This window comes from Streptococcus periodonticum (assembly GCF_003963555.1).
GTDB classification, from domain to species: Bacteria; Bacillota; Bacilli; order Lactobacillales; family Streptococcaceae; genus Streptococcus; species Streptococcus anginosus.
The window spans coordinates 1,222,170-1,244,791 of record NZ_CP034543.1 but is presented as its reverse complement, the minus strand read 5'-3'; the positions used below and the strand labels follow the sequence as shown (position 1 = coordinate 1,244,791).

At 37.0% G+C, this 22,622-nt stretch carries 16 protein-coding genes; 15 read left to right on the top strand and 1 reads right to left on the bottom strand.

Annotated elements, in window-relative coordinates; all coding sequences use genetic code 11:
• Positions 1-52: 52 nt before the first annotated feature.
• From EHW89_RS06045 to EHW89_RS06025, 5 genes are all read left to right on the top strand, one after another.
• Positions 53-3,862 carry an SspB-related isopeptide-forming adhesin gene (locus tag EHW89_RS06045; RefSeq protein WP_126467319.1) on the top strand — a complete coding sequence of 1,270 codons (3,810 nt, stop codon included), beginning with the start codon at positions 53-55 and terminating at the stop codon, positions 3,860-3,862.
• Positions 3,863-3,937: 75 nt separating this feature from the next.
• Positions 3,938-4,726 carry an LPXTG cell wall anchor domain-containing protein gene (locus EHW89_RS06040; RefSeq protein WP_126467317.1) on the top strand — a complete coding sequence of 263 codons (789 nt, stop codon included), beginning with the start codon at positions 3,938-3,940 and terminating at the stop codon, positions 4,724-4,726.
• A 70-nt stretch (positions 4,727-4,796) separates the two neighbouring features.
• Complete coding sequence (locus tag EHW89_RS06035) at positions 4,797-5,270, top strand: hypothetical protein (RefSeq protein WP_126467315.1); 474 nt, start codon at positions 4,797-4,799, stop codon at positions 5,268-5,270.
• 86 nt (positions 5,271-5,356) lie between these two features.
• Positions 5,357-5,584: a hypothetical protein gene (locus EHW89_RS06030; protein ID WP_126467313.1), complete on the top strand. Its 228-nt coding sequence runs from the start codon at positions 5,357-5,359 to the stop codon at positions 5,582-5,584.
• Between the two features lie 18 nt (positions 5,585-5,602).
• Positions 5,603-6,349: a hypothetical protein gene (locus tag EHW89_RS06025; RefSeq protein WP_126467311.1), complete on the top strand. Its 747-nt coding sequence runs from the start codon at positions 5,603-5,605 to the stop codon at positions 6,347-6,349.
• A gap of 298 nt (positions 6,350-6,647) precedes the next feature.
• Here EHW89_RS06025 and EHW89_RS06020 read toward each other — a convergent pair whose 3' ends face one another.
• Positions 6,648-7,196, bottom strand: coding sequence for a hypothetical protein (locus tag EHW89_RS06020; RefSeq protein ID WP_126467309.1), 549 nt, complete (start codon positions 7,194-7,196; stop codon positions 6,648-6,650).
• A 56-nt stretch (positions 7,197-7,252) separates the two neighbouring features.
• On the opposite strand from EHW89_RS06020, the gene EHW89_RS06015 reads away from it, so the two are divergent.
• From EHW89_RS06015 to EHW89_RS09515, 10 genes are read left to right on the top strand one after another with little or no spacing between them, the layout of a single operon-like run.
• Entirely contained in the window at positions 7,253-7,609 is a 357-nt protein-coding gene (locus EHW89_RS06015; protein WP_126467307.1) for a PrgI family mobile element protein, read from the top strand.
• Positions 7,560-9,923, top strand: coding sequence for a VirB4-like conjugal transfer ATPase, CD1110 family (locus EHW89_RS06010; protein WP_126467305.1), 2,364 nt, complete (start codon positions 7,560-7,562; stop codon positions 9,921-9,923). The genes EHW89_RS06015 and EHW89_RS06010 overlap by 50 nt, the downstream gene beginning before the upstream one ends.
• Positions 9,924-9,942: 19 nt before the next feature.
• On the top strand, positions 9,943-12,582 hold the full coding sequence (locus EHW89_RS06005; RefSeq protein ID WP_126467303.1) for a phage tail tip lysozyme: 2,640 nt from the start codon (positions 9,943-9,945) through the stop codon (positions 12,580-12,582).
• 25 nt (positions 12,583-12,607) lie between these two features.
• On the top strand, positions 12,608-13,246 hold the full coding sequence (locus EHW89_RS06000) for a hypothetical protein (RefSeq protein ID WP_059220903.1): 639 nt from the start codon (positions 12,608-12,610) through the stop codon (positions 13,244-13,246).
• Positions 13,230-13,496, top strand: coding sequence for a hypothetical protein (locus tag EHW89_RS05995; protein ID WP_126467301.1), 267 nt, complete (start codon positions 13,230-13,232; stop codon positions 13,494-13,496). The genes EHW89_RS06000 and EHW89_RS05995 overlap by 17 nt, the downstream gene beginning before the upstream one ends.
• Positions 13,459-14,289, top strand: coding sequence for a hypothetical protein (locus tag EHW89_RS05990; RefSeq protein WP_126467299.1), 831 nt, complete (start codon positions 13,459-13,461; stop codon positions 14,287-14,289). The genes EHW89_RS05995 and EHW89_RS05990 overlap by 38 nt, the downstream gene beginning before the upstream one ends.
• A 50-nt stretch (positions 14,290-14,339) precedes the next feature.
• Complete coding sequence (locus EHW89_RS05985; protein WP_059220897.1) at positions 14,340-14,849, top strand: hypothetical protein; 510 nt, start codon at positions 14,340-14,342, stop codon at positions 14,847-14,849.
• Positions 14,846-16,651 carry a VirD4-like conjugal transfer protein, CD1115 family gene (locus EHW89_RS05980; RefSeq protein ID WP_126467297.1) on the top strand — a complete coding sequence of 602 codons (1,806 nt, stop codon included), beginning with the start codon at positions 14,846-14,848 and terminating at the stop codon, positions 16,649-16,651. Before EHW89_RS05985 ends, EHW89_RS05980 begins: the two co-directional genes overlap by 4 nt.
• 21 nt (positions 16,652-16,672) lie before the next feature.
• Entirely contained in the window at positions 16,673-16,945 is a 273-nt protein-coding gene (locus tag EHW89_RS05975) for a hypothetical protein (RefSeq protein WP_125442561.1), read from the top strand.
• Positions 16,936-22,569, top strand: coding sequence for a PBECR4 domain-containing protein (locus tag EHW89_RS09515; RefSeq protein ID WP_226997561.1), 5,634 nt, complete (start codon positions 16,936-16,938; stop codon positions 22,567-22,569). The genes EHW89_RS05975 and EHW89_RS09515 overlap by 10 nt, the downstream gene beginning before the upstream one ends.
• The last annotated feature ends 53 nt before the right edge of the window (positions 22,570-22,622 follow it).

Here is a 22,622-nt window from a genome sequence, read left to right as displayed (position 1 = left end):
TCAAATGGGAAATGTTAATTATTAGTTTAAAATACAAGGAGAAAATTAAAACATGAAATCAAATGAAACAAAAACGTATGGATCAATTCGGAAAATCAAGGCTTATGGTGCTTGTGGAGTTATTTTGGGACTTGCTGCTTTAGCTGTGGCAACAGCGCAAACAAGCTATGCAGATGAAGCAACAACTACTCCGAATACGGCTACAAATTTGCAAGCTAGTCAGCCTGCGCAAACCCAAGCAGCTAAACAAACGATTGCTCAGGCGAATCAAGCACAAGGAACTGTAAATGTTACAGTAGATAATTCACAAGTTAATCAAGCAGCTAACCAAGCCCAACAAGCTGGTGTGAAAGTTGTACAAGATACAACTGTTGATAAGGGTACAACAAATACATTAGCTGAAACGCAAAAGGCACAAGCTGAAATTGCAGCAGATCAAGCAAAACAAAAAGCTGCGGTTGAACAAACAACGGCGGATTATCAAAAAGCGAAAGCCGATCATGCTAAAGCAGTTGAAGAAACGAAACAAAAGAATGCGCAAATTGAAGCAGAAAATAAAGCTTTGAAAGAAGCACATGACAAGGCTAGCCAACAAGCAGCGCAAACCAATCAAGCAGTGGAACAAGCGAAAGCTAAGATTAAAGCTGAGTTTCCAGATGCCAAAGTGACGGAAACGACTAAAGAAGTAAAAGTGGATGCCAATAAAACTTCTTATGATGCCTATACCAAAGCTGTTGAACAAGTAAAAGCTGAAAATAAAAAAGCTACTGAAACCTATCAAGCTGAAAAAATAAAGGAAGATAAGGAAATCGCAGCTGCGAAAGCGTACAATGAAACCGTTCGTAAGCAAAATGCGGCAAATAAGGCTAAGGTGGATGCTGAAAACGCTGAAATTACGAAGCGCAATCAAGCTCAGTTAGCGAATAAAAAGTCTGTTGAAGCAGAAAATGAAGCAATCAAAAAACGCAATGCAGCCGGTCAAGCCAAAGTAGATGCTGAAAACAAGGAAATTGATAAATTTAACAAGGAAGTTGCAGAACATAATCAAGCTGAAGATGCTCGTGTTGCAAAAGAAAAAGCCCAAGCTCAAGCTAATAGCACCAAAGAGGGTTATACAAAAGAGATTGTAAGTAAGTATTTAATTTTTGGTAAGGAAAATACCAAGCGAGCAAAATTGGTTTCAATTACTGGTGTGGAATTGATAAGTCAAAAGAAGTATTGGGACAAAGTAAAAGCTGCTAACGGGAATGTCTTTGATGTTTTGTCAAAAAATTGGGATGATATGGTAGTTCATAAGAAAGAAGAAGCTACATCTGAAAATGGCAGTGTATTAGGTCGATTAACAGTCGGGAAAACTGCAGTCGTTCGTTATGAAAATTTGGATGCTTTTTATAATGGTAAGAAGATTACAGCAGTTGAGTATCATTATACGGTAAAATCAGCTAATTCGACTTATGGTAAAGTAAATGCGAATTTTGATGGCTCGCCAACTTCTACAATTTTAGCAGGTACTTTAAAAGGAGCAGAAGGTTTTGAAATGGAATTAGAAGCTCGTTTCTTTGGTGAAGATGGAAAAGAAATCTTACCAGAAGCTAATAAACCATTTCTCTACTCAGTTGCTTCTATGAATAGTTATGGCGAAGGAACTAGTCACGTAGAATTTGTTCGTCTTTCTAAAAATGATAAGTTTGTTCAAATTAATGGGTCTAAGGTTGGTCGTCATGGCGATTTAGTTTATTCAAAATCAAATTTAGAAGACTTAGATGCTTTAGGGTTGGATCAGCCTTGGGATCGTGAAGATAGTCCTTACGCCTATAAAGGTGCTGGACTAGTTTCAACAGATAAACGAGTCAAGTTTACTTTCGGAGTAAATACTAATGGTCAATATAGTGGTATAACTTCTGAATGGTTTGCTTTTAATTCGGATTTTAAAGCGACTGGTGTGCCAACTGCACCTCGTTATAAAGAAATTAAACCTCGTAAAACTTTTGCACCTGAGAAGTTGAAAGAAGTTCCAACACCTAAATTAGAAGAGTTGAAGAAGTTTGCTCCTGAAAAGGAAAAAACAGTTCCAACTCCAAAAGTTAAATTAACGTTGGTAAAAGTGAATGGTGTACCAACTCCAATCTATAAGCCAAAAGAAAAAGAACCAACTGCTCCCGTAGTGCCAACGGTACACGTTCATGATTATAAATTATCTACTCGTCCGCAAATTGCAAAAGCGGTTGAAAATGCGGATAAGGTGAATATTAACGGTCAATACGTTGCTAAAAACTCGCTTAATCGTTTTGCTTTGCAGACAGAAACGTTACCTGTAGGGCGCAAGCCAATCACTCAATTAGTCTTTAATGACCACTTACCACAAGGATTTAAAGTGGATTTGGAAAAGACAAAAGAAGCGAATAAAGGCTATGAGGTTGTTTATAATGAAAAAACGAATTTCTTGAGCTTTACAGCTAAAAAAGAAATTCTTGATGCAGTTAATAAAAACCGTGCGAAGGAATATCAATTAGGTGCATTGTCTGTATGGGGTCGTCCTCAGAATGACGCTGCAGATTACGAAAATGTCTTTGAAATGGTTGTAAACGAAGGACATAGTAAGGGTGGTTATACACGTAAATCAAATAAAGTGTTAATCCACACTCCAGGTAAACAAGATCCAAACAAGCCAAATGATCCGAAAAATCCAAATCGGGATCCATTGAAGCCAGAGAAGCATAATTACAATGCTGCTGGAAAACTGGTGGATGGCAAAGAAATGCTTCCAGAAGGTGTCAATTACTATGTATCAAAATGGACGAATCGTCCAAACAAGAACGACAAATCTGGCAAAGAAGCGATTGCCAAAGGCTTTGCTTATATCGAGGATTATCAAGATGATGCTGTCACACCGCTTGAAAGTCGTTTCCAAGTGAAAGATGCTGAAGGCAAAGCTGTGAATGGATTGAAGATGTATCATGTTTTAGATCGTAAGACACTCTCTAAAGCCTTAAATGATATGATTGATCGTTCAGGTATTTCTCCAAAGGGTGCGTTCTACATGTGGGTTGCCGAAAAACCAGAAGAATTTTACAAGGCTTATGTGCAAACTGGTATGGATCTATACTTCCATACACCAATGCAAAACAAGAAAGGCTTTACTGGAAAATATACCAACCAAACTTTCCAAGTGCAATTCGGCAATGGTTACTATTCAAATGTGGTAGTTAATCATGTACCAGAATTGAAGGTACAAAAACGAGTTTATAACAAACTTGGTGATGGTCAAAATCTTGATGGTAAATTGATTAAGTTGGGTGATAAATTCTATTACTATTTAGATGGAGCTAAATTGCCATCTGACCGTGGAGAAGCCCTCAAAGAATATCGTTTCTATGATGACTTTGACGAAAAAGGTGATGAATTTACAGGTGAGTATAAGGCAATGGCTGCTGTTGACATCAAATTGAAAGACGGTACAGTGATTAAAGCTGGTACAGACTTGTCACAATATGCAGAGCTGAAATATGATAAAGCTAAAGGAATTGTTGAAATTTCAATGAAACAAGATTTCTTGGATAAGGTAGATAATGCGTCTGAATTTGATGTAGATGCTGCGATTCAAATGAAACGAATTTCAGCTGGAACATTTGAAAACACCTACAAAAATGTGGTGAATGGTCATGAGCTTGTTTCTAACACCGTTAAGACTAGCACTCCAGAGCCAGAAAAACCACAACCTAAGAAACCAACTCCAGCTCCAAAAACACCAGCCCCAGCTTTACCACAAACAGGTACAGCTTCTAGTATTGGATTGTCTGTTTTGGGAATGATCCTTGCAGGCTTTGGTCTATTTGGTTTGAAAAAACATAAAGAAAATTAATAAGATTATTCTTACAAGGCAATAAGAAAGGTCTTGTTGCCTTGTGTTTATCTAAAAAGAGAAAGAGGATCTTTTATGACAAAGAAACAATTATTTACGCTGCTTGTACTCTCTACAATGGTGCTAACCCAAGCAGGAAGCATTTTAGCGGACGATGTGACGCCACCGGTTGACTCAACTACTCCAGGTGTGGTTACACCTAAACCAAGCACTCCAGTTGAACCTAGTCAACCGACCCCAGAAACACCAGTTGATCCGACTGTGCCATCAACACCGCCAGAAAAACCAAGTACCCCGGATACTCCGGCGCCAACTCCTTCTGATCCAACAGTTCCTGAAAAACCAAGTACCCCTTCAACGGAACCGTCAACGGATTCTGGATCAACGACACCTGGTGGAAAAACAGATCCAACAACTCCATCCACAAAAGATGGGAAAAAGGACGAGCCAAAACCGGATACACCAACTCCAAGTCCAAAACCTACGGAAGAACAACCGAAAACAACGGATGAAGCGAATAAGGCAGGCAAGAGTCAAGTTGGAACGACTTCTACTTCAACAGGACAAAAAGTTGTTAATCCTGTGACGAATCCCGTCCAAACCAATACGGGTTATACGATTGTCGGAACTAACAATAGTCATGTACTGGTTTCAAATGGAGACGGTCAGGTAGTAGAATTAGCTGCTGAAACAGTAGGAGGCGTAGTGAATCCTGATAAAACTGTGTCTGTTAAAAAAGCAGACGGTACAATGGAAACATTGCCACAAACAGGTGACAAGGCAGCCGCAGGCTTAACATTGATTGGGCTAGCCCTGCTAGCAGTCGTGAGCTTTATGAAGTTGAAACAGCGAAAAGCTTCGTAATTTATAAAAAAGTCTAGTTCACCTCTGATATTTTTGGTATAATGAAACCAGAAAGATTGGAGGAGTGGTTATGGGAAAGGAAAAGCAGATGGAAACAAGAATCAGTCCAAGTGGCTATAGATATTATGTGCCTACAAAACAGAAACTCAAAATTCAAATGCCTAAAAAGTCGTGGAAAAATCGCTTGAAACAAGTGCTCCCCTTTTTAGGAACCGTTTTAAAACACTTTCCTCATTTCTTGATGAGAGGAGTTGCTTTGATGATTATGACTCCAGTTGTCATTCTTCTGTTTATTCTTAACTTATTTAAGAGTTTAATTAGTATGGCATTGGTTTGGATAATATTCAAAGGAATTTTAGTCTTTGTTGCTTTGATAATATCTGCATTTTTAGAAAATATTTTATCACATGGAAATTTTGAGAAGTTTCAGGGTTTTCTTTTTCCAGGACAACCGATTACTTATTGGTGGGAAATAGTTTTCATTATTGTATTCGGTATTTTAATGGCTTATACCTTGACCTTTAAACCTGAAGAACTAGACTAACAACTAATTGAATAGAAAAATTATAACGTTGACATCAAGTATTCTTGGTGTCTTTTTTATTGACAAAAGAAAGTGAGAAAAAATTTATGGAGACAGCAGTAAGAGTAGTGAATGCAATTGGAACAATTGGCGGTTTAGTCGGTTTAGGATGGGCTGCCTGGGGAATTTGGGATTTGGCAATTGGTATCAGACGTGAAGATGACATTAAGAAAGATAGAGGGATTACAAGTGTTCTTTTAGGAGCTGTTCTAGGCGTTGCGTTAAAAGCGATTTTTTCAGCGGTTGCCGCAGGGATTCAATCCTTTAATTTTTAAAGAAAGAAGGTGGTGTCTGTGAATCAGTCAACCCTTAATCAATTAACCACGAGTCTCAAGGATTATAGTCCAACCGCTTATAAAATCATGGGAGATATTTCCCATTCTATGCAACATGTCGCAGTTATCTTGTTGTTGCTTTTTATGGGACTAGAGATGTTTAATTGGTACCAACATTTGAAAAGTAACGGTGGTGAATTGACCCTGCAGCTCTTCTTTGAATTAGCGATTAAATACGTACTGGCTTATTTTTTAGTACTCTCTATCGATCAGATTTTTGATGTCTTTGGTTGGATGTTCAACGGGATGATTAAACTAGCTGCGAAGAATGGTGTCTCTCCTTATAAAGTTAAGACACCTGATTTTAAAGGATTGAATTTTGTAGCGAAAGGAATATTACAAACAGTCTATTGGGTGATAGATTTTATCGGTCAGATTGCGACAAAATTATTGATTTTGTTGCGTTCTTCTACCTTATACGTGTACAAAGGAATCGCAAAAATCGTTGTTGCTTGTTTTATGATGGATGCTCTGCGCCCGATTTGCTTCAATTTCTTCAAGCTATACCTAGCCGCTATTCTACAAGGTGTTATTCTTGTCATCATCATTCTTCTTTATCCAGCTATTGTGACAGATGATTTATTAAAAGTAGCGACAACAGGAGCTTGGACGAGTGCTCTGACAGCGATTGCCAAAGGGATTATTTATATTCTTCTCTTGTTTGGTAGCCAGCGTATGGCGAAAAGCATATTACAAGTGAATTAGAAAGGAGAAATCAATCCTTGAAAAAGAATCAACTTCTCCAAAAAGAAAAAAAGAAACAACCTCATCATTGCAATATGAGTCAGGCAAGTTCAGATGATTTTAAGTGGCTAGTTGGTGAGTTTACACTTATGGATGGTTACCTTCCTTTTTTTAAACTAGGAATGTTTCCACATATCTGCTTACTAATAGGATTCTTATTATCCTTTAGAAAATTATATCTCTTTTTAGTTATTGTCATGATATTCTATTTTCTAGCTCTTATTTTACTAATCGTAAGCTCGCTGAGATTTAAAAAATATCATTCATTTTCAGATGACTTAGATGAGTTTTCAGCTTCATCCAGGAAGTAATGTGAGATGATCTTAACTTGAAGTAATTTAGAATGTTTTCTTGATTCAATTAAAATAGCAGCGATAGATATTAAAATTGTAAAATAATTAAATAAAAGTTCCGGCAAAGAAACAAGAGACCAGGTTGTTAGTGCAATAATTGAAAACCATCGATTGATTGTGTCTGTTCCTTTGAGGTAAAACACTCTCAACTTGGATGAAGGATTAGTTAATAACATTAACCAATCGAAAATCAGTCCGATTACATAAAGACTTCCTGATAAAACGATAATGATACCCGTTCCTAAAAACATTTGTAAAATAGTATGAAGGGATAGAGCAGGTTTTATCTTGATTAAAATGGTATCTTGCCCTGGAGCTAAGCTGATGAGTGCAACATTTACAATTTGAATTAACACAAGAATAAACATAGCAATCATCAAAAGAGATGTAAACATCTTGATAAGAAAGTGTAGAGATTGAAAAGAGGGGATATTTTTGGTACTTCTTTTTTGCATAAGATATTCTCCTTTATAAAAATTTATTTTATTATATCATACGAGAAAGGAGCGTTATGAATCGCTTAGGTAGTGAATTTTTAAAAGAGTTGGATTCTTATGAGCGTCCGGTGATTGGATTAGTCACCTTTCGGCAGCTAATCCTTCTAGTTGGGATTGGGCTTGTAAGTGTCCTAGCAACTATTCTGGTCTATTTTCAAGCACCAGATATAATTGTGTATAGTGTGATTGGAGGGATTTTACCTCCTTTTGTTATTTTTGGTCTCAAATTTGATGAAATTATTCGAGATCATGTTCGATTTGCTTTCACAAAGCAAGAACGAGCTTATCAAACAGAATTTGAAAGAGAGGAGTTTTCAAAAGATGCATTTCTTCCAGAAAAAGGGGTCACAAAATACAGTGACTCTTTCTAAAGCAGAAAAGGAGAGGGCAAAGCGATTGCGGCGAACCATGAAAGCCAGTACTCAAAATTCCCTCAATTATCGTTATTTACTTCCTGATGGGTTAATGAAAATCACCAAGGATTGTTATTCTAAAACGTATCACTTAGGGGACGTCAGCTATATCACGGCAACTGAACAGGAACGGATTGATATTATTGAAACCAATGCAGATATTTATAATTCTCTGGATATTGAGAATGAATATCAACTCTTGATTTTGAATCGGCGTGTAGAGAATAATGTCCTAGAAAATATCCGTTATGAACTACAAGGCGATGTTAGTGACTGTTATCGGAAAGAATACAATGAGATGATTGCGGATTGTTTTTCAGAAGATCAGAATTCATTTAAAGTTGAAAAATATATCACTCTAACAGCTCAAGCAGATCATAAAGGACAAGCAGACCGAATTTTAGATGATACAGCAGCTTCTATTGAAGCACAGTATGGCGGGATGGGGATTTCCTTTAAAGAATGTGATGGATTAGATCGATTGACAATTTTTCGGAAAATCCTTAGAAATGAAGCGTTTTTGGATTTCGATTATCAGGATATTGCCATCAGTGGACTTTCCACAAAAGACTTTATTTCGCCGAATTATCTTAAGTTTGAAAAAGATTACATGCGGATTGATGATCGGTTCGCCCGTGTATTATACGTTCGCCAGTATCCTACGTTTTTAAATGATAAATTGATTAAAAACATTTTGGATACAGGGATTGAACTCGCTATTGCAGTATATTGTAAACCTTATGAAACAGCTTCTGCTCTTAAAAAAATCAACACAATCGGATCTAGTGCAAGGCGAGAGATGATTAAAGGACAAAAAACGGGCTTTAAAGAAGGCATTTCAGAGGATTTAGCTGTAGGAGGTAAAGCCAAAGAAACTTCAAGGGAAACAGAAAAATGGACGGCTGAATTACAAGACAATGATCAGAAAATGTTTTCTGGCGTGATTGCTATTTTCTTTATGGCTGATAGTCTAGAAGAATTAAACAATTATACAGAAAGAGTCAAACGTTCTGTCCGGAAGAACACGGTTGACTTAGAGAAATTGTATCTCTATCAGGAAGAAGCCTTAAATACCATTCTTCCAATTGGAAAAGCCTTTATCGATGTCAAAAAACGTTTTATGAGGGATATGACGACTGCTAATCTAGCTACACAAGTTCCCTTTACCAACATTGATTTACAATCTACTAGCCCTAGGGCTATTTTTTATGGTCAAAATCAGTTGTCAAAAAATCCAATTAAATTGGATCGCAAACGGGATCTAAACACAGGTTCTGGAGCTATCTTTGGTATCTCAGGTTCAGGGAAATCTGTTCTTGCTAAAGGCGGAGAAATTATTCCAACGCTCTTACGCCATACAGAAGACCAAATTATTATTGTAGACCCGGAAGCAGAATATGTAGATATTGGGCGTGAATTTGGAGCAGAAATTATTAACGTTGCCCCTGGCTCTTCCAATCATTTTAATTTGCTGGATTTACCGGAACAAGATAAATTACAGGCAGAAGATAGTGACCCTATTGGTCAAAAGGCAAATTTATTGACAACCTTGTTTGAAAATATCTTTTCTGAAGTATCCGATGAAGAATTTGCCATGATTGACCGGGTTACCCGTTTAACCTATGAGCAGTTTCCAAAACCAACCTTGAGAGAGTGGCAAAAGGGCATGGAAGCCCAACCGGAAGAAGTGGCAAAAGCCTTAGCTCTTAAGGCTGAACCGTACACGATGGGTTCAAATGATATTTTTGCTCATCCAACCAATGTCAATATGAACAATCGCTTTGTTATTTTTAATTTAAAGCAGCTATCTGGGAAATTGAAACCTTTTGCGTTATTGGTAATTCAGGATTACATCTGGAATCAGGTTGTCAATCATCAAGGGAAAACGACTACTTGGCTTTATTTTGATGAATTACAGCTCTACTTTAAGAATAAAATCCAAGCAACTTTCTTTACAGAACTCTATTCTCGAATTCGGAAATATGGCGCTATTCCTACAGGAATTACGCAAAATCCAGAAACGGTTCTTTCGATGGAAGAAGGACGAAAATTGGTCGCAAACTGTGAATTTTTAGTCTTGTTAAAGCTAAAATTGACAGATTTAGAAGCTCTTTCGCAAGTCTTTACCCTAACCCCATCCCTTGAACGATTTGTACTGCGTCCAAAAGCAAAAGGAACTGGATTGATTGTAGCAGGAGATACGATTGTACCATTTGAAAATCCCATTCCGAAAAATACCAAGCTTTATCAATTAGTTGCTACGGATAGTTAAGCAGAGAGAAGGTGAGTAAGTGGATCAAAAAAAATGGAGACACGATTTTCAAGAGCGCAGAGTTCGAGTAAAAAAGGGAGTCGAAGAAAATCTCCAGCTTTCTTCTAAAGAAGCTCGTCTCAAATCTCGTGTAACGTATAAAGCTGCGAAAAAAGATTATCATCTGGCAAAAAAGCAATATAAACTCTATCGCAGACCTCAACCAACGGCAAGAGGGAAATTTTTAAAAGAAAAATTAGAGGAAGCTAAACAGAATCAAAAAGTTACAAAAAAGCTTTATCGGAAGGCGCAAGATCGGGATGGCGGATCACTTCCTAAAAGAACACGTCGGCGTGCTGTTCAATCTGGGAAATTCAAAATACGACAAGATGGGGAGCGAATGGTTCAAGACAATGATATTCTAGGTGATTGGGTATCAGCTCGTCAAAATATTCGTCAAGTTCACTACCAACAAGAAGGTACAAAGCAAACCGTCAAAATTTTGGGGAAAGCCGGAAAATTTGCCATTTCTCAAAACTATAGTACGGTAAATCGTACCTATAACTTTGTCCGCGGGAATGGCTTTACGAGGACACCGAAAGAATTGTCTTGGGAAGGAAAGTTGAGTCAGAAACTACGTCAGGCAAGAATCAAATTTAGAAATTCTAAAGTAGGTAAAATCGCCAGTAAAACTGGCAAAACAGCTCGATTTATTTCTAAGCCTTTCAAACCCATCTTTAGAAATCCACTTTCTATCAAATCCTACTTTCTTTATTTTCTTATTTTTGGAGTCTTAGGACTCTTTATAGGTGTATTTGGCGGTGCAAGTCCTGTCCAACAAAATGAATTTGACTTGAATCAGTCGTGGCTCCATCTTTCAAAAGTAGATCGGGAAAAGTCGAATGATAAGGTTGAATACTGGACGAATATTGATGATATTCTCCATTATATGAATTATCGTTATGGGAATGAGTGGAATCCGTCGACGTCCTGGAAAGAGGGGACAGGAGGAAAGGTGGCAGCTTTTTTAGGTTTGAATCACTTTTCCGATGCGTTAAATGATATTTGGAAAAACCTCAATCAGGATCCACAGAATCTAAAAACAATGCCTGAACTCTACAATCAAAAATCTTCTATAAAATGGATGCGGCTGACTAAAAATGAACTCAAAGAATATCAAGAATTGCAGGAATTGATAAAAGAAATTGGTCGCTATCCCAATTATCAAGAATTGGATAATCCATTTTATCTGGCAACAGATGAAGCTCACTATAAAGCTCCTTTGGTGGTACTTAAACGATATGGTTATGTTTCTCAAACAAAGATTTATGAGAATACGCAGCTAAAAGCGACTACTGGTCAAGCTTTGCGAGCTGTTTTATCTGGCAAAGTGGTTGTTTCTGGTGAAAATATTACGATTGAAACAGATGAAGCCCGCTTTACCTACAAGCAAGTAGGCGGAATCCGAGTCAAAAATGGCGACAAGGTTCAGACTGGAGTTGAGCTAGGAACGGTTAAAACGAATGGGTATCAGGAAATCCAATATCAGAAATTGGAAGAAAAAGCAACAAAAGAGAAGAAAGCGAAATGGACAGCGGTCAATCCGGGTTTTTACTTTGCAAGCGTCACTTATAATCAAACGACTTCTGTTTTAACAGATTTGAATTTGTCTGGAGATTTAGCTCAACGCTCTAGAGCTGTAAGGGATCACATTAAAAATAAAATTCCGAATGCGACAGACAATGGGATCGCTGCTGTGCTTGGAAATTTTGCGACAGAAAGTAACATCAAGGCTAAACGAGCAGAAAGCGATTATTTAAGTCCACCGATTGGGGCAACTGCTTCTTCCTGGGATGATGAAAATTGGCTCAATATGGGCTTTGCCCAAGGAGCCAGTGTCGGCTCTTTAGTCATTCACCGTGGCTTAGGATTAGGAATGTGGACGGATACTTCAGATGGAGCCATTCGGAATACACTTCTTAGAAACTATGCAAAATCAAAAGGAAAGAAGTGGTATGACCTAGAGCTGCAGATTGACTTCATGCTAGAGGGAGATAATCCTTATTATATCCGCATTTTAAAATCTATTTTAACGAGTAATGAGAATGTCGCGACCCTGACGCAGCGCTTTCTGGTACATTGGGAAGGCAATGCTGGGGATAAGCTGGCACAACGTCAAAATAATGCTAAACAAATGCTGATGTATTTCAAACAAACCATTAAGGGAAGTGGAACTCTAGCTTCTTCTTGGAATTTTCCGGAAGAGTATCGAAGCCGAATCAAACAGCCGCCATCAACGGCAGCCATGACAACTCAAGCTGGTAGTGGTTATCCAGTTGGACAATGTACCTGGTACGCTTATAATCGTTTAGTAGAATTAGGGAAAATAACAGATCTCTCTGGTAGTTATGGCTACTTAGGAAATGGACAAAATTGGGTTTTCTCTCTTGTCGGAAAAGGCTGGAAACTTTCGGCTAACCCAGTTGAAGGAGCAGTCGTCTCTACTGCTGGGGGATTTGATGGTACGTTGCCACAATATGGACATGTTGGCATAGTGGAGGTCGTGAATGCTGATGGTAGTTTCTTAGTCAGCGAACTCAATTATGCAGGTAATCAATCGCAAATCCATTGGCGAGTATGTCGTCCAGCAGCGTACTATAGCTTTGCAATACCACGTTAATTAAAAAGGAAAGGAAACTTCATTTATGAAAATGTTGGATATGGAAAAATTGAAACAATTAAAAGTAGTTGGGATCATTGTTGGTTCAGTTCTACTTTTAATGATAGCTTTCGGCTTAGGGAACTCTATGAACCATAAGCCAAAAAGTGTGAAGCCAAAAGTAACGCATGTTACGAAGAAAAAAGGAGGAACAGAATTAACTCAGTCATATGTCAAGGACTTTCTGATTGCTTATTTTACTAAAAAGGATTTAGGGGAAAATCGCAATCGCTATCTACCTTTTATGACGGAAGGAGCTTATCATCAGGAAGTGAATAAAGAAAATGATCCAGCTAATCAGGCTTATAAAGGGTATGTAGTCGATGCTAAATTAAAAACGGCAACAATCTATATTGATACAGAAAATAAGGTTGCCCTTGTAAAAGTATCTTATACTAATACATTGTTACAAAAGAAAAAAGATTATTCTAAAGCTCAAACGGATGTAGGGAATCAATCTACTCTGCGTTTGACTTATACAAAAATCGATGGACGCTATCTGATTACCACGATTGAACCTATTTTAATTGTGGATACGTTAAATGCTGAACAGGCTGCAGCGGTACAAAATCAGACAACGATGCCATCAGGAGACAATAAAGGAGAAAATGATGACAAGCATTGAAAAGAAGAAAAAAGAATTAGTAACTATTCAGAAAAAACTGGCCGCTTTGAAACAAAAAGAGAAGCACTTAGAAAGTAAAGAAAAGGATTTAACTACGCAGATACGCTTGTTAGAGTGGGAAGAGACTTCTAATTTTTTAGTTGAACACCACATGACAATGGAAGAAATGAAGCGACTGGTTGAAGACAATCGTAGAAATGAGGTGATAGATAATGTATCGAATGACCGATCAATTCAAGGAGAAGAGTAAAGATTATCGTAATAAAGATTTAGTACTTCAAGCGTTGGAGAGAGAAAACGCACGATGTCAATTTGAAGCGGTTAGGGAAGCTTTTCTAATCGAGGAATTGGATAAAAAAGGAGTGGTCGTATTCCAGGAAGAAGTCAGTCTCCCCTTTGAAGGGGTGGCTGAAGATCTCTTCTTGCAACCGAAAGAGCCAAAGAAAGAGAAGTCAAAAAAGTCTTCTTTTTTTAATCGCTCTTCTAAGCCATCGTTTGATGAAATACCCAGCCACCAATCGCAAGAAGATCCTAAAACGGCAACCTCAGCACCCATTAAAGAGAAGAAAAGAGACAAGTCTTTAAATTTTGGAAAAGTCTTTTTGAAGTTTATTTTTGGAATATTACTTACGATTAGTTTTGTCTTTTCATTGCTGACGGTTCAACTCTTTTTCGCCAGTCAACGACAAATCCGACCACTTGAACGCCAAGTGAGAATTTTAAAAGAAACGCAAGAAAAATCAGGAAGTTTAGATACCTTTAGCCGTTATTTCCTGCCTTACTATTTTTCTTCTGACGGCGCTCGCTTAAAGCCATTTTTAAAAAAAGGATTGACAATTGAAGCTAAACAAGGACAGTTACAATCGGTTATTTTAGAGAAAATCTCAAAAATAGAAAATAATTATCACCTAACCTATGTGGTGGCTTTAAAAACAGGTGAAGAGCGCAAACAAATGCGCTTAACACTAGAGATGAAGGAAGAAAGAAGCAGTTCTTACGGCTTTGTGATGACAAAAAAGCCACTAGAAACTCAATATCCATAAACACTGATCTAAAAAGATAAGTGTTTTTTGTATATAGAAAGGAGTCGAAAATGGATCAAGAAAGAGCAACTCATACAATGACGCTAAAAGGAAAGATGACCGCAGAAGTAATTTTAAAAGCCTTGTATGTTCTTTCAAAGGAGCTATATGATCGACATGAATACAAGCAAAAACATCAGACTTTTACCGGTGAAACAAATTTTAATCGATTTATGGCAACTAGCTCTTATAAAGATAGTTTTGAATTTAAAAATAGTGAGTCTCATTTAGAAAAGCTAAAGCATTACCTCAATGAGAAGGGAGTTGGCTTTACTTATCAGATTCAAAAAGATGAAACACAGCTGATTTTTGAAGCAAAAAATAAAGCGCTCGTAAGAGCTGCTTTGGATCAGATAATTGAAGAGATTACCAAAAAACCGGAAGAATTTGTTAAAAGGGTGTTAAAAAAGCCACATGAAATGAAACCACAGGAGAAAATTGCCTATTATAAGAAACACATTCAGTATAAGGGAATGATGCCTGCAGTTACGAAAGATATTGGAAAGGAGCGAGAAAAATGAAATCATCTAGAAATATACTTCCTTATCTAATTGCAGGGATATTCTTCTTTTACTTTTTTCATACAGCGGAACATTATTACGCTTTATCAAAAGAAGCTGTTCCGTTTCTAAGTTTGGAACAACTTGATTGGCTGTTATCCAATATGGATCAGTATTCTTTCATCAATTTTTCGTTTACCTCATCTTCCTTGTTATGGGGGAGTATAGGTTTTCTTCTTCCTCTATTTTTATATGTGTATAAGGGAGATAGAGGAACATATCGGCAAGGGGAAGAACAAGGGAGTGCTCGCTTTGCTTTTCTGAAAGAGATGAAGCGGTTTGAAGATAAGGATCCAGATAAGAACATGATTTTCAGTAAGCAAGTCCGAATGGGGCTGTTTAACTTTCGTTTAGCTTACAATGTACAACTCAATAAAAATGTCTTAATTATTGGACTTCCTGGAGACGGAAAAACCTTCACCTTTGTATTACCTAACATCATGCAGCTGAACTCTAGCTTTGTGATTACAGATCCTAAAGGAAACCTAGTACATGAAACTGGGAAAATGTTGGAAAGACATAGTTATGCTGTTAAGATCTTTGATTTGATTCGTTTGAAAAATTCAGATCGATTTAATGTATTTCATTATATGCATTCTGAATTAGATATAGATCGAATTTCTGAAGCTATTACAGAAGGAACAAAAAAATCAGAATACCAGGGAGAAGATTTTTGGGTTCAGGCTGAATTGATGTTACAACGTGCTTTATTAGGTTATCTATATTTTGATTCATTAGATGATGAAACGGGAGAACGTCTTTATCTACCCAATTTATCAGATGTATCCGATTTATTGAGAAATATTGGGCGAGAAGATCCAGAAATTCCTAGCCCAGTAGAACAAATGTTTGAAGAGTTAGAAGAGCGTAAGCCTGGTAATTATGCTTGTAAACAATGGCAACTGTTTAAAAATGCGAAGGGAGAAACAAAGGCAAGCGTAATTTATATTTTATCTGCTCGCTATTCTTTATTTGATCATGATGATGTCAAGCGATTGATTAGTGAAGATACGATGGAAATAGATACATGGAATACGAAGAAGACGGCGGTTTTTATTGCCATTCCTGAAACGAATAATGCTTATAACTTTTTATCGTCTATTCTTTTTGCGGTTGGCTTTGAAGTCCTAACTCACAAAGCAGATGATATTTTACAAGGAAAAGTGAAAGGATTGAGTCGAAAAGATTTGGTTCATATTCAATGGATCTTTGATGAGTTTGCTCAAATTGGGAAAATCCCTAACTTTTCACAAGTGTTAGCTTCTATAAGAAGCCGGGAAATGTCTGCCAAGATTATTTTGCAGGCGGTCAATCAATTGCAATCACTTTATAAGAGCGAGTGGAAAACGATTTTTAATAACTGTGCAACACATGTCTTCTTAGGAACGAATGATAAGGATACGATGGAATACTATTCTACTCGATCAGGGAAACAAACGATTCGGATTCGGAATTATTCAAAATCCTATGGCGCTCGCAATGGTTCCTCTAGTGAAAATCGGCAAATTCAGGGACGACCATTGATGACGCCGGATGAAATTGCCCGTATAGGAGTTGATGAAGCCTTGGTCTTTATCAGTAAGCAGCACGTTTTTAGGGATAAAAAAGCGAGTGTTTTAGAACATCCAAGAGCGGCTCAAATTGCTCATTCGCCAGAAGATGATACCTGGTATGAGTACGAAAAGAAGGGAACGGATATTGATGAATTTATTTTAAATGCGATAGATTTAACAGAAGAATTTAAAGCACAACTAGCTGCTTGATTGATTAGAAAAGAGGAACAAATGAATCAGAAAACAATTAGAATTGGATATTTTGAGGAGATTAAAACGGTATTTTCTTTAGCAGAAGGAAACCTAGAACAAGAATATCCAAATGTGATGAAATCACTCCAAAACGCAGATTATACAATGTATCAAAAACTAGCACCTTATTTATTTTATTATTTTCTACCACGACAAGATAACCTTGTCTATCCTTTGACAGCCTCAGAAAAACATTTTGAGTTGGTAAAAGAAACACTAAATGCGAAAGGAGAAGAAACAACATGGTCTTAACAAAAGCACAAGCAAAGTCTCTAGCTATTTTGGATGTTGCAAGAAGCCTAGGGATGGAAATGAAACGTAAATCTCATAGAGAATACTATTGGGCGGAACATGATTCCTTTAAAATTGATACTATTAAAAATACTTGGCATTGGTATTCTCGAACAGGCAAGTATGGAGACCCTATTAATTTGGTTCAAGAGATAAAAAATGTGAGTTATAAAGAGGCAATGCATTATCTAGATACGGGAGAATTTTCAGAAGTAGATATAAAGGCTTTAGAAGCTAAATCAGAACCGTTTAAGTACACTTTGGAAAAATATGAGCATTTAGATTTTGAACTTGCTAAAAGCTATCTGAAAGATGAAAGAGAACTTTCAGATGAGACGATTGACTTCTTTTTGAGTCAAGGCAGTATAGCTGAAGCGACTCGGAAAAAAGGCGATTATTTGGAACCCGTCATTGTTTTTAAATATAAGGATCATACAGGATTTTTAGCTGGGGCTAGCCTGCAAGGGATTATAGAAAATCGAGTTCAACATCCTGAACGTGGTCGATTAAAACAGATTATGAAAAATTCAGATGGACTATTAGGCTTTTCTGTAGACGTTGGAACTCCCAAACGTCTTGTCTTTGCGGAAAGCCCGATCGATCTGATGAGTTATTATGAACTTCATAAGGATACACTTCAAAACGTGCGACTAGTTGCCATGGATGGGGTGAAAGAGGGAATCATTAGTCGCCGCTTTATGGAGCTTTATGCGGAAATGAATGGAAAAGAGTATAAGGCAGATAAAACGAGTTCAAAGGCTTTGGAAGCAGTTGTTCGGACGACTGATTTCTTTAAAGAGGACAATCATCAAAATATGATTACTCTTGCCGTAGATAATGATCCAGCAGGTCACAATTTTATTACGCACTTTTTGAAAAAAGAAATCCCAGTCCAAATTGATATTCCACCAATTCTCTATCGCAATCAAGATAAAGCAGATTGGAATGACTATCTTAGCCGACTGGTTACTCCTGGAACAAACTTATCACATATTTATAGTTTTGATGGAGAAGAATATCATTATCAAGGGTATTATCCGGAAGAACTAGCTGATTTTAAGCAAAAAGAATTAGCGACTGATGAGAGTCAAGTTTTGATTTCTAAAGAAACTTTAACGAAAGAAAAATTAGAACATCTATTTGATAATCTTCCAATATCTCCAGAAAAGAAAGTTCAGGAAGTGCAAGAAGCTGGTGCAGAATATCACGTTTCAAAACCACAAGAACTTGCTGAGCCTGAAGAAAAGAAGGTAGATAATAGCCGTCTAGGTCAGTCTAGACGTAAATTGGATCGCCTTCATAATGAGTTTTCAGAAGCAACTAATGCTGTCTATCGTCATTTTGCCATGACGAACGGGCAACCAATGAATGATAAGCGAAATGGAGCTAGTTTTTTTAGAAAGGCAGATCAGCTAGAAAATCGAGTATTTAATAAGCTACATGAAATTAAAGAACAAGAAGAACGGGTAGAAAGGCTAGAAGCGAGAGAAGAGAGGAAGGCAGCTGGTTTGAATCGTAGTGGCAATGGTCTTGAAATGAGTGTACAAAACATTCCTAGAATTCGTGAGGAACTGGAGAAAGCGAAACGTGGAGAGTCGTTCTATACAAATCAAACTCTGAAGCGGTATCGTGAAGAATTGACACGGTTAGAAAGGATTTCTGAACAAATGGCAAAGACAGCCATTCAGCCAGGCACTCAATCCTTGATTGATGAAGGAGTGGTAAATCAATGGGCGAAACAGCCTAATTTGTATTTTGTAAAAGGACTCAGGCGTGTAGCAGTTGAATTATCTGAAGAGGGGATCTTCAAAGAATCTGCTAAATACCGTCCTCAAACTCCTGAAGAAAGAGAAAAACTAAATCAGATTTTAGAAGTACAACTCACCAATACAAAACTGAATAACGATGTTAAAGCAGATAATGAAGAAGAACTGTCTGAAATTATCCAAGAAGCGACCAATTCTTCACTTGGGACAATACCAGGTAAAATATCTGAGGAACCATCTTCTCAACTAAGTGAACAAGGTGTTCTTTTTGAAAATCTTGTAGATGTGACCTCGAATCAGGAGCAGCTAACAGAGCCACAATTGCAGGTTGTATTTGATTTTACCGAAAACAAAAAACTCTCAAGACAATATTCATCTGGGGATATTATTCCATACAAGGACTTTATTTCTAAACTTTATGAAGAAAACGAATGGCAGATGATAGGTTTCAAGCTAGGTTATGATAAGACTTACTTTGCTTTAGCCGATGAAAAAGGGAATCGTTTAACCAATAATTTTCGCTATGATATTGGCACGGAAAAGCAAGACCTATCCGAGCAACTCGCTCAAAACCTCCCAACTCCTTATCTAGAATTGGCTCAAAAAGCAGATCATGATTATCATGCACAAGTATCTTATGAAACTTTTAAATCAAATTTAAAGAATTTAACACAAGCCGTTCAAAGTCAAATTCAGGCTGGTGTCCTAAGTGTTACTCTTTCAGATGAAGCTTATTTCTATACTTTAGTCAATTATACAGGCTGGAGCCATCCGATGCAGCAGCTGAAGCCAGAGGTGTTAGAAAAATTAAAAGAACACCGTCCATTCTTTGAATCCATCAATGATACCAATATTGAGCGCTTTAAAGAAAAAGGGACACCTGAACAAAATCAGATGTACGAACTTTTAAAAGGCATTCAAAAAGAGTTGGGACGTTCTAATACTTCAACTGTATTTTCAGAAGAAGTAGCGATCAGTACGTATAATCTCAATCGCAGATTAAACAGTTTGACAGCTGAGAATTGGGGACAATCTTATAGTGACCCATTAGGAAACTTAGGACAAGATACATGGAAGATTCTTAGTTATCCAGCGAATGAGATTGAGACTTACAATCATGACTATGATTTTCAACTTGTGTCTTATCATTTGATGGAGTATCTTAATGGTAAAACAGGAACGGTTGAGATTTCACCAAAGACTTATGAAACTATTCTCAAGCAGTTAAGAGAGGAGGCGGTTATCATAATGCCTGAGGTTGCAGAAGAAGCAACTATTAGTATAGAGAAAGCTTCTAAACAAGCTAAAAACGTACAAAAAGATATTGAATTGGTAGAACTGAATGATAAGGGGGAATACGTCGATACGATAGCATTATTAAAACCGGCATCCTATCAAGAAAAGTCTCGGATAGTAGACTATATTCGTGAAAATCACCCTGATAAATATATTAGAGTCGATTCTGCAGATATTGATGAGTTAAATTTCTATGTTCGTGATGGAAAAGTTAGTTCAAACAAACTAGATGATTCAAATCAAAAAGCCCCTGAAGAAAATCAGGAGCAAAACAAAAAAGTTGAGACAAATCTCGGGGATTTTCCTGAAGAATCTCAGGTGGCAGCACCTCTACCAGAAGCGAATGAATCGCAACCTTTGAATGACTTGTCACCAAGTCAAACTCGTTCTCAACCTTTACTTCATTTTAGCATAAATGAGGATAGAAAGTCAATTCATAAGGATAACTATCATCCTGTATCAGATAAAGATTTACGAAAACTAAATCGTTATACTCCACATCTTCAAAATGCGGCTGCATGGTATCTAGAAAATATTGCAGATTCACAAGTAACTTATTTTTATCAAGAAGGAGCAAATATAAATAGTGTTACCATTTCTTATAATAAAGAAAGCTTTATGCACTTAACTGGAATCTTCCCTTATAAAGAAGGACAAACTGCAGAGCAGACTTTATCAGATTTTGCGGCTGGAAATGGACAATTTGATAATATTTTAATTGTGAATAGAGGTGCTGCTTTCGATAAGTTAAAAGTTCTTCCTGAACTTCCTGTTATAGTTGATTCAGAATCGTTCTACTTTGGAGATTTATCAGATGTAGAAAAGTTTCATACGTTAAATCTAGATAAGGCGATTCGTTCCAGTGATCAAGACGTTTTACTTGCATTTCGTACAATAGACGGAGCAACTTTCCCGGCTAGCCTTATGCGCTTGAGGCAAGGACTCAATATTCAATTGGATCAATCAAACCAGGAGAAAATCATTTTGGGAGTCTACCGTGAAAGAAACGGGAAGATTGAGCAATTATCTATCAATGAAGATTATATCAAGGATGGTGGTCGGGAGCTTCAGTCTATCATGGAGAATTGCCTATTTGAAGAAGACATATCCAAAGAAGAACCTCCTTTAAAGATAGATTCTGGCAAACCTCTTCAAAGTGCGGACGAAAAAATTCGTCAGCGCAATCGAAAAGATGAGATGGATCGTGATTTGGATGGTTTGCCTAATCGAGTAGAGAAAGCAAGTACAACTCTTTTAGATAGTCCAGATAGTGATGGAGATGGTATTTCAGATTATGATGAATTGACCCAAGGAACAGATCCGAATAACTTCAATTCTAATATTTATCGGACAGCTGAAAAAGAGCTTAACGATGCAGAAAAACAAACTGAAATGATGGAAGTACAAGAAGAAGTAGAGGAGAAAAAGACCAAATCAAAAAACAGTTTTGCTAAGGTCAACTCTTCAAATAAGAAAAAAGAAACATCAGAAAAAGTTGAAGAAGTAAGTTCAAAGATGGTTTCTGAATTGATTGTGGCTGGTGATATTGTAGGTTTAAATCAACATATGAAGGAAGGAGTGAAACAATATTTAAACTCTGAACATTATAAACATTATCTGGATAAAATGAGCCAGTTAAATAATTATTCTAGTCGAAATATCCAGCTTATCTTAGCTCAAAATCCAAACGCAAAATATGTAACGTCATTAAACAAATGGAATAAAGAATTTGGACGTTATATCAATAAAGGGGAAAAAGCTCTAAAAATTATAGCTCCAAATATTCATCTTAAAAAAGATTCTGAAGGCAATCCAATGCTAGATAAAGAAGGGAAGCCAGTAACGTATATGACCTTTCAAGTAAAGTCTGTTTTTGATGTGAGCCAAACTAAAGGTAAGGAATTGCCAAAAGCTTTGCAGCCGGTCAAAGAAAATTTATCGGATTTAGACTACGCAAATCTCTATCGTAGTTTAAAAACGATTGCTGACAATAATCACGTTCAGGTTCGCTTTGAACAGCTAGAAAATGGAAGAAGAGGGCGTTATAATCCTAAAAATAATGAAATTGTGATCCATAAAGATATGGGAAAAGCACAAATTATTAAAACGTTTTTACATGAAACAGCTCACTCTGAATTGCACCATTCTCATCACCAACAAACAGAAAATTTAACTTATAGCAATGCAGAACTTCAAGCGGAGAGCGTTGCCTATGTAGTCGCTTCTTATTATGGAATGGATACAGCAGAACATTCATTTGGCTATTTAGCTAAATGGACGGATGATAAAAAAGCATTGTCTGATTTGGAAACCCAGCTTGATATTGTGCAACAAGAAGCAAAAAGTTTAATCCAAAGAATGGATAAAGAACTTGAAAAACTAAAAGTGATCCAAGTCAAACAAGACAAGAATCGTTTTGCGGACAAGCTGTCACATTATCAATCCAAAACGGAAAAATCCATTCAGGAACGTCAAACGAAAGAGGAAAAAGACTCAAAAAAACTCAAGGGTATCTCGAAATGATTGAACGAGATACCCCAATTCCAAAATTACAATTCAAACAGAATAATACTAGA

Excerpts from the sequence above, each read along its gene's own strand:
- EHW89_RS06045 (WP_126467319.1), top strand. The coding sequence starts at position 53 with ATGAAATCAAATGAAACAAAAACGTATGGATCAATTCGGAAAATCAAG.
- EHW89_RS06040 (WP_126467317.1), top strand. The coding sequence starts at position 3,938 with ATGACAAAGAAACAATTATTTACGCTGCTTGTACTCTCTACAATGGTG.
- EHW89_RS06035 (WP_126467315.1), top strand. The coding sequence starts at position 4,797 with ATGGGAAAGGAAAAGCAGATGGAAACAAGAATCAGTCCAAGTGGCTAT.
- EHW89_RS06030 (WP_126467313.1), top strand. The coding sequence starts at position 5,357 with ATGGAGACAGCAGTAAGAGTAGTGAATGCAATTGGAACAATTGGCGGT.
- EHW89_RS06020 (WP_126467309.1), bottom strand. The coding sequence starts at position 7,196 with ATGCAAAAAAGAAGTACCAAAAATATCCCCTCTTTTCAATCTCTACAC.
- EHW89_RS06015 (WP_126467307.1), top strand. The coding sequence starts at position 7,253 with ATGAATCGCTTAGGTAGTGAATTTTTAAAAGAGTTGGATTCTTATGAG.
- EHW89_RS06010 (WP_126467305.1), top strand. The coding sequence starts at position 7,560 with ATGCATTTCTTCCAGAAAAAGGGGTCACAAAATACAGTGACTCTTTCT.
- EHW89_RS06000 (WP_059220903.1), top strand. The coding sequence starts at position 12,608 with ATGAAAATGTTGGATATGGAAAAATTGAAACAATTAAAAGTAGTTGGG.
- EHW89_RS05995 (WP_126467301.1), top strand. The coding sequence starts at position 13,230 with ATGATGACAAGCATTGAAAAGAAGAAAAAAGAATTAGTAACTATTCAG.
- EHW89_RS05990 (WP_126467299.1), top strand. The coding sequence starts at position 13,459 with ATGTATCGAATGACCGATCAATTCAAGGAGAAGAGTAAAGATTATCGT.
- EHW89_RS05985 (WP_059220897.1), top strand. The coding sequence starts at position 14,340 with ATGGATCAAGAAAGAGCAACTCATACAATGACGCTAAAAGGAAAGATG.
- EHW89_RS05980 (WP_126467297.1), top strand. The coding sequence starts at position 14,846 with ATGAAATCATCTAGAAATATACTTCCTTATCTAATTGCAGGGATATTC.
- EHW89_RS05975 (WP_125442561.1), top strand. The coding sequence starts at position 16,673 with ATGAATCAGAAAACAATTAGAATTGGATATTTTGAGGAGATTAAAACG.
- EHW89_RS09515 (WP_226997561.1), top strand. The coding sequence starts at position 16,936 with ATGGTCTTAACAAAAGCACAAGCAAAGTCTCTAGCTATTTTGGATGTT.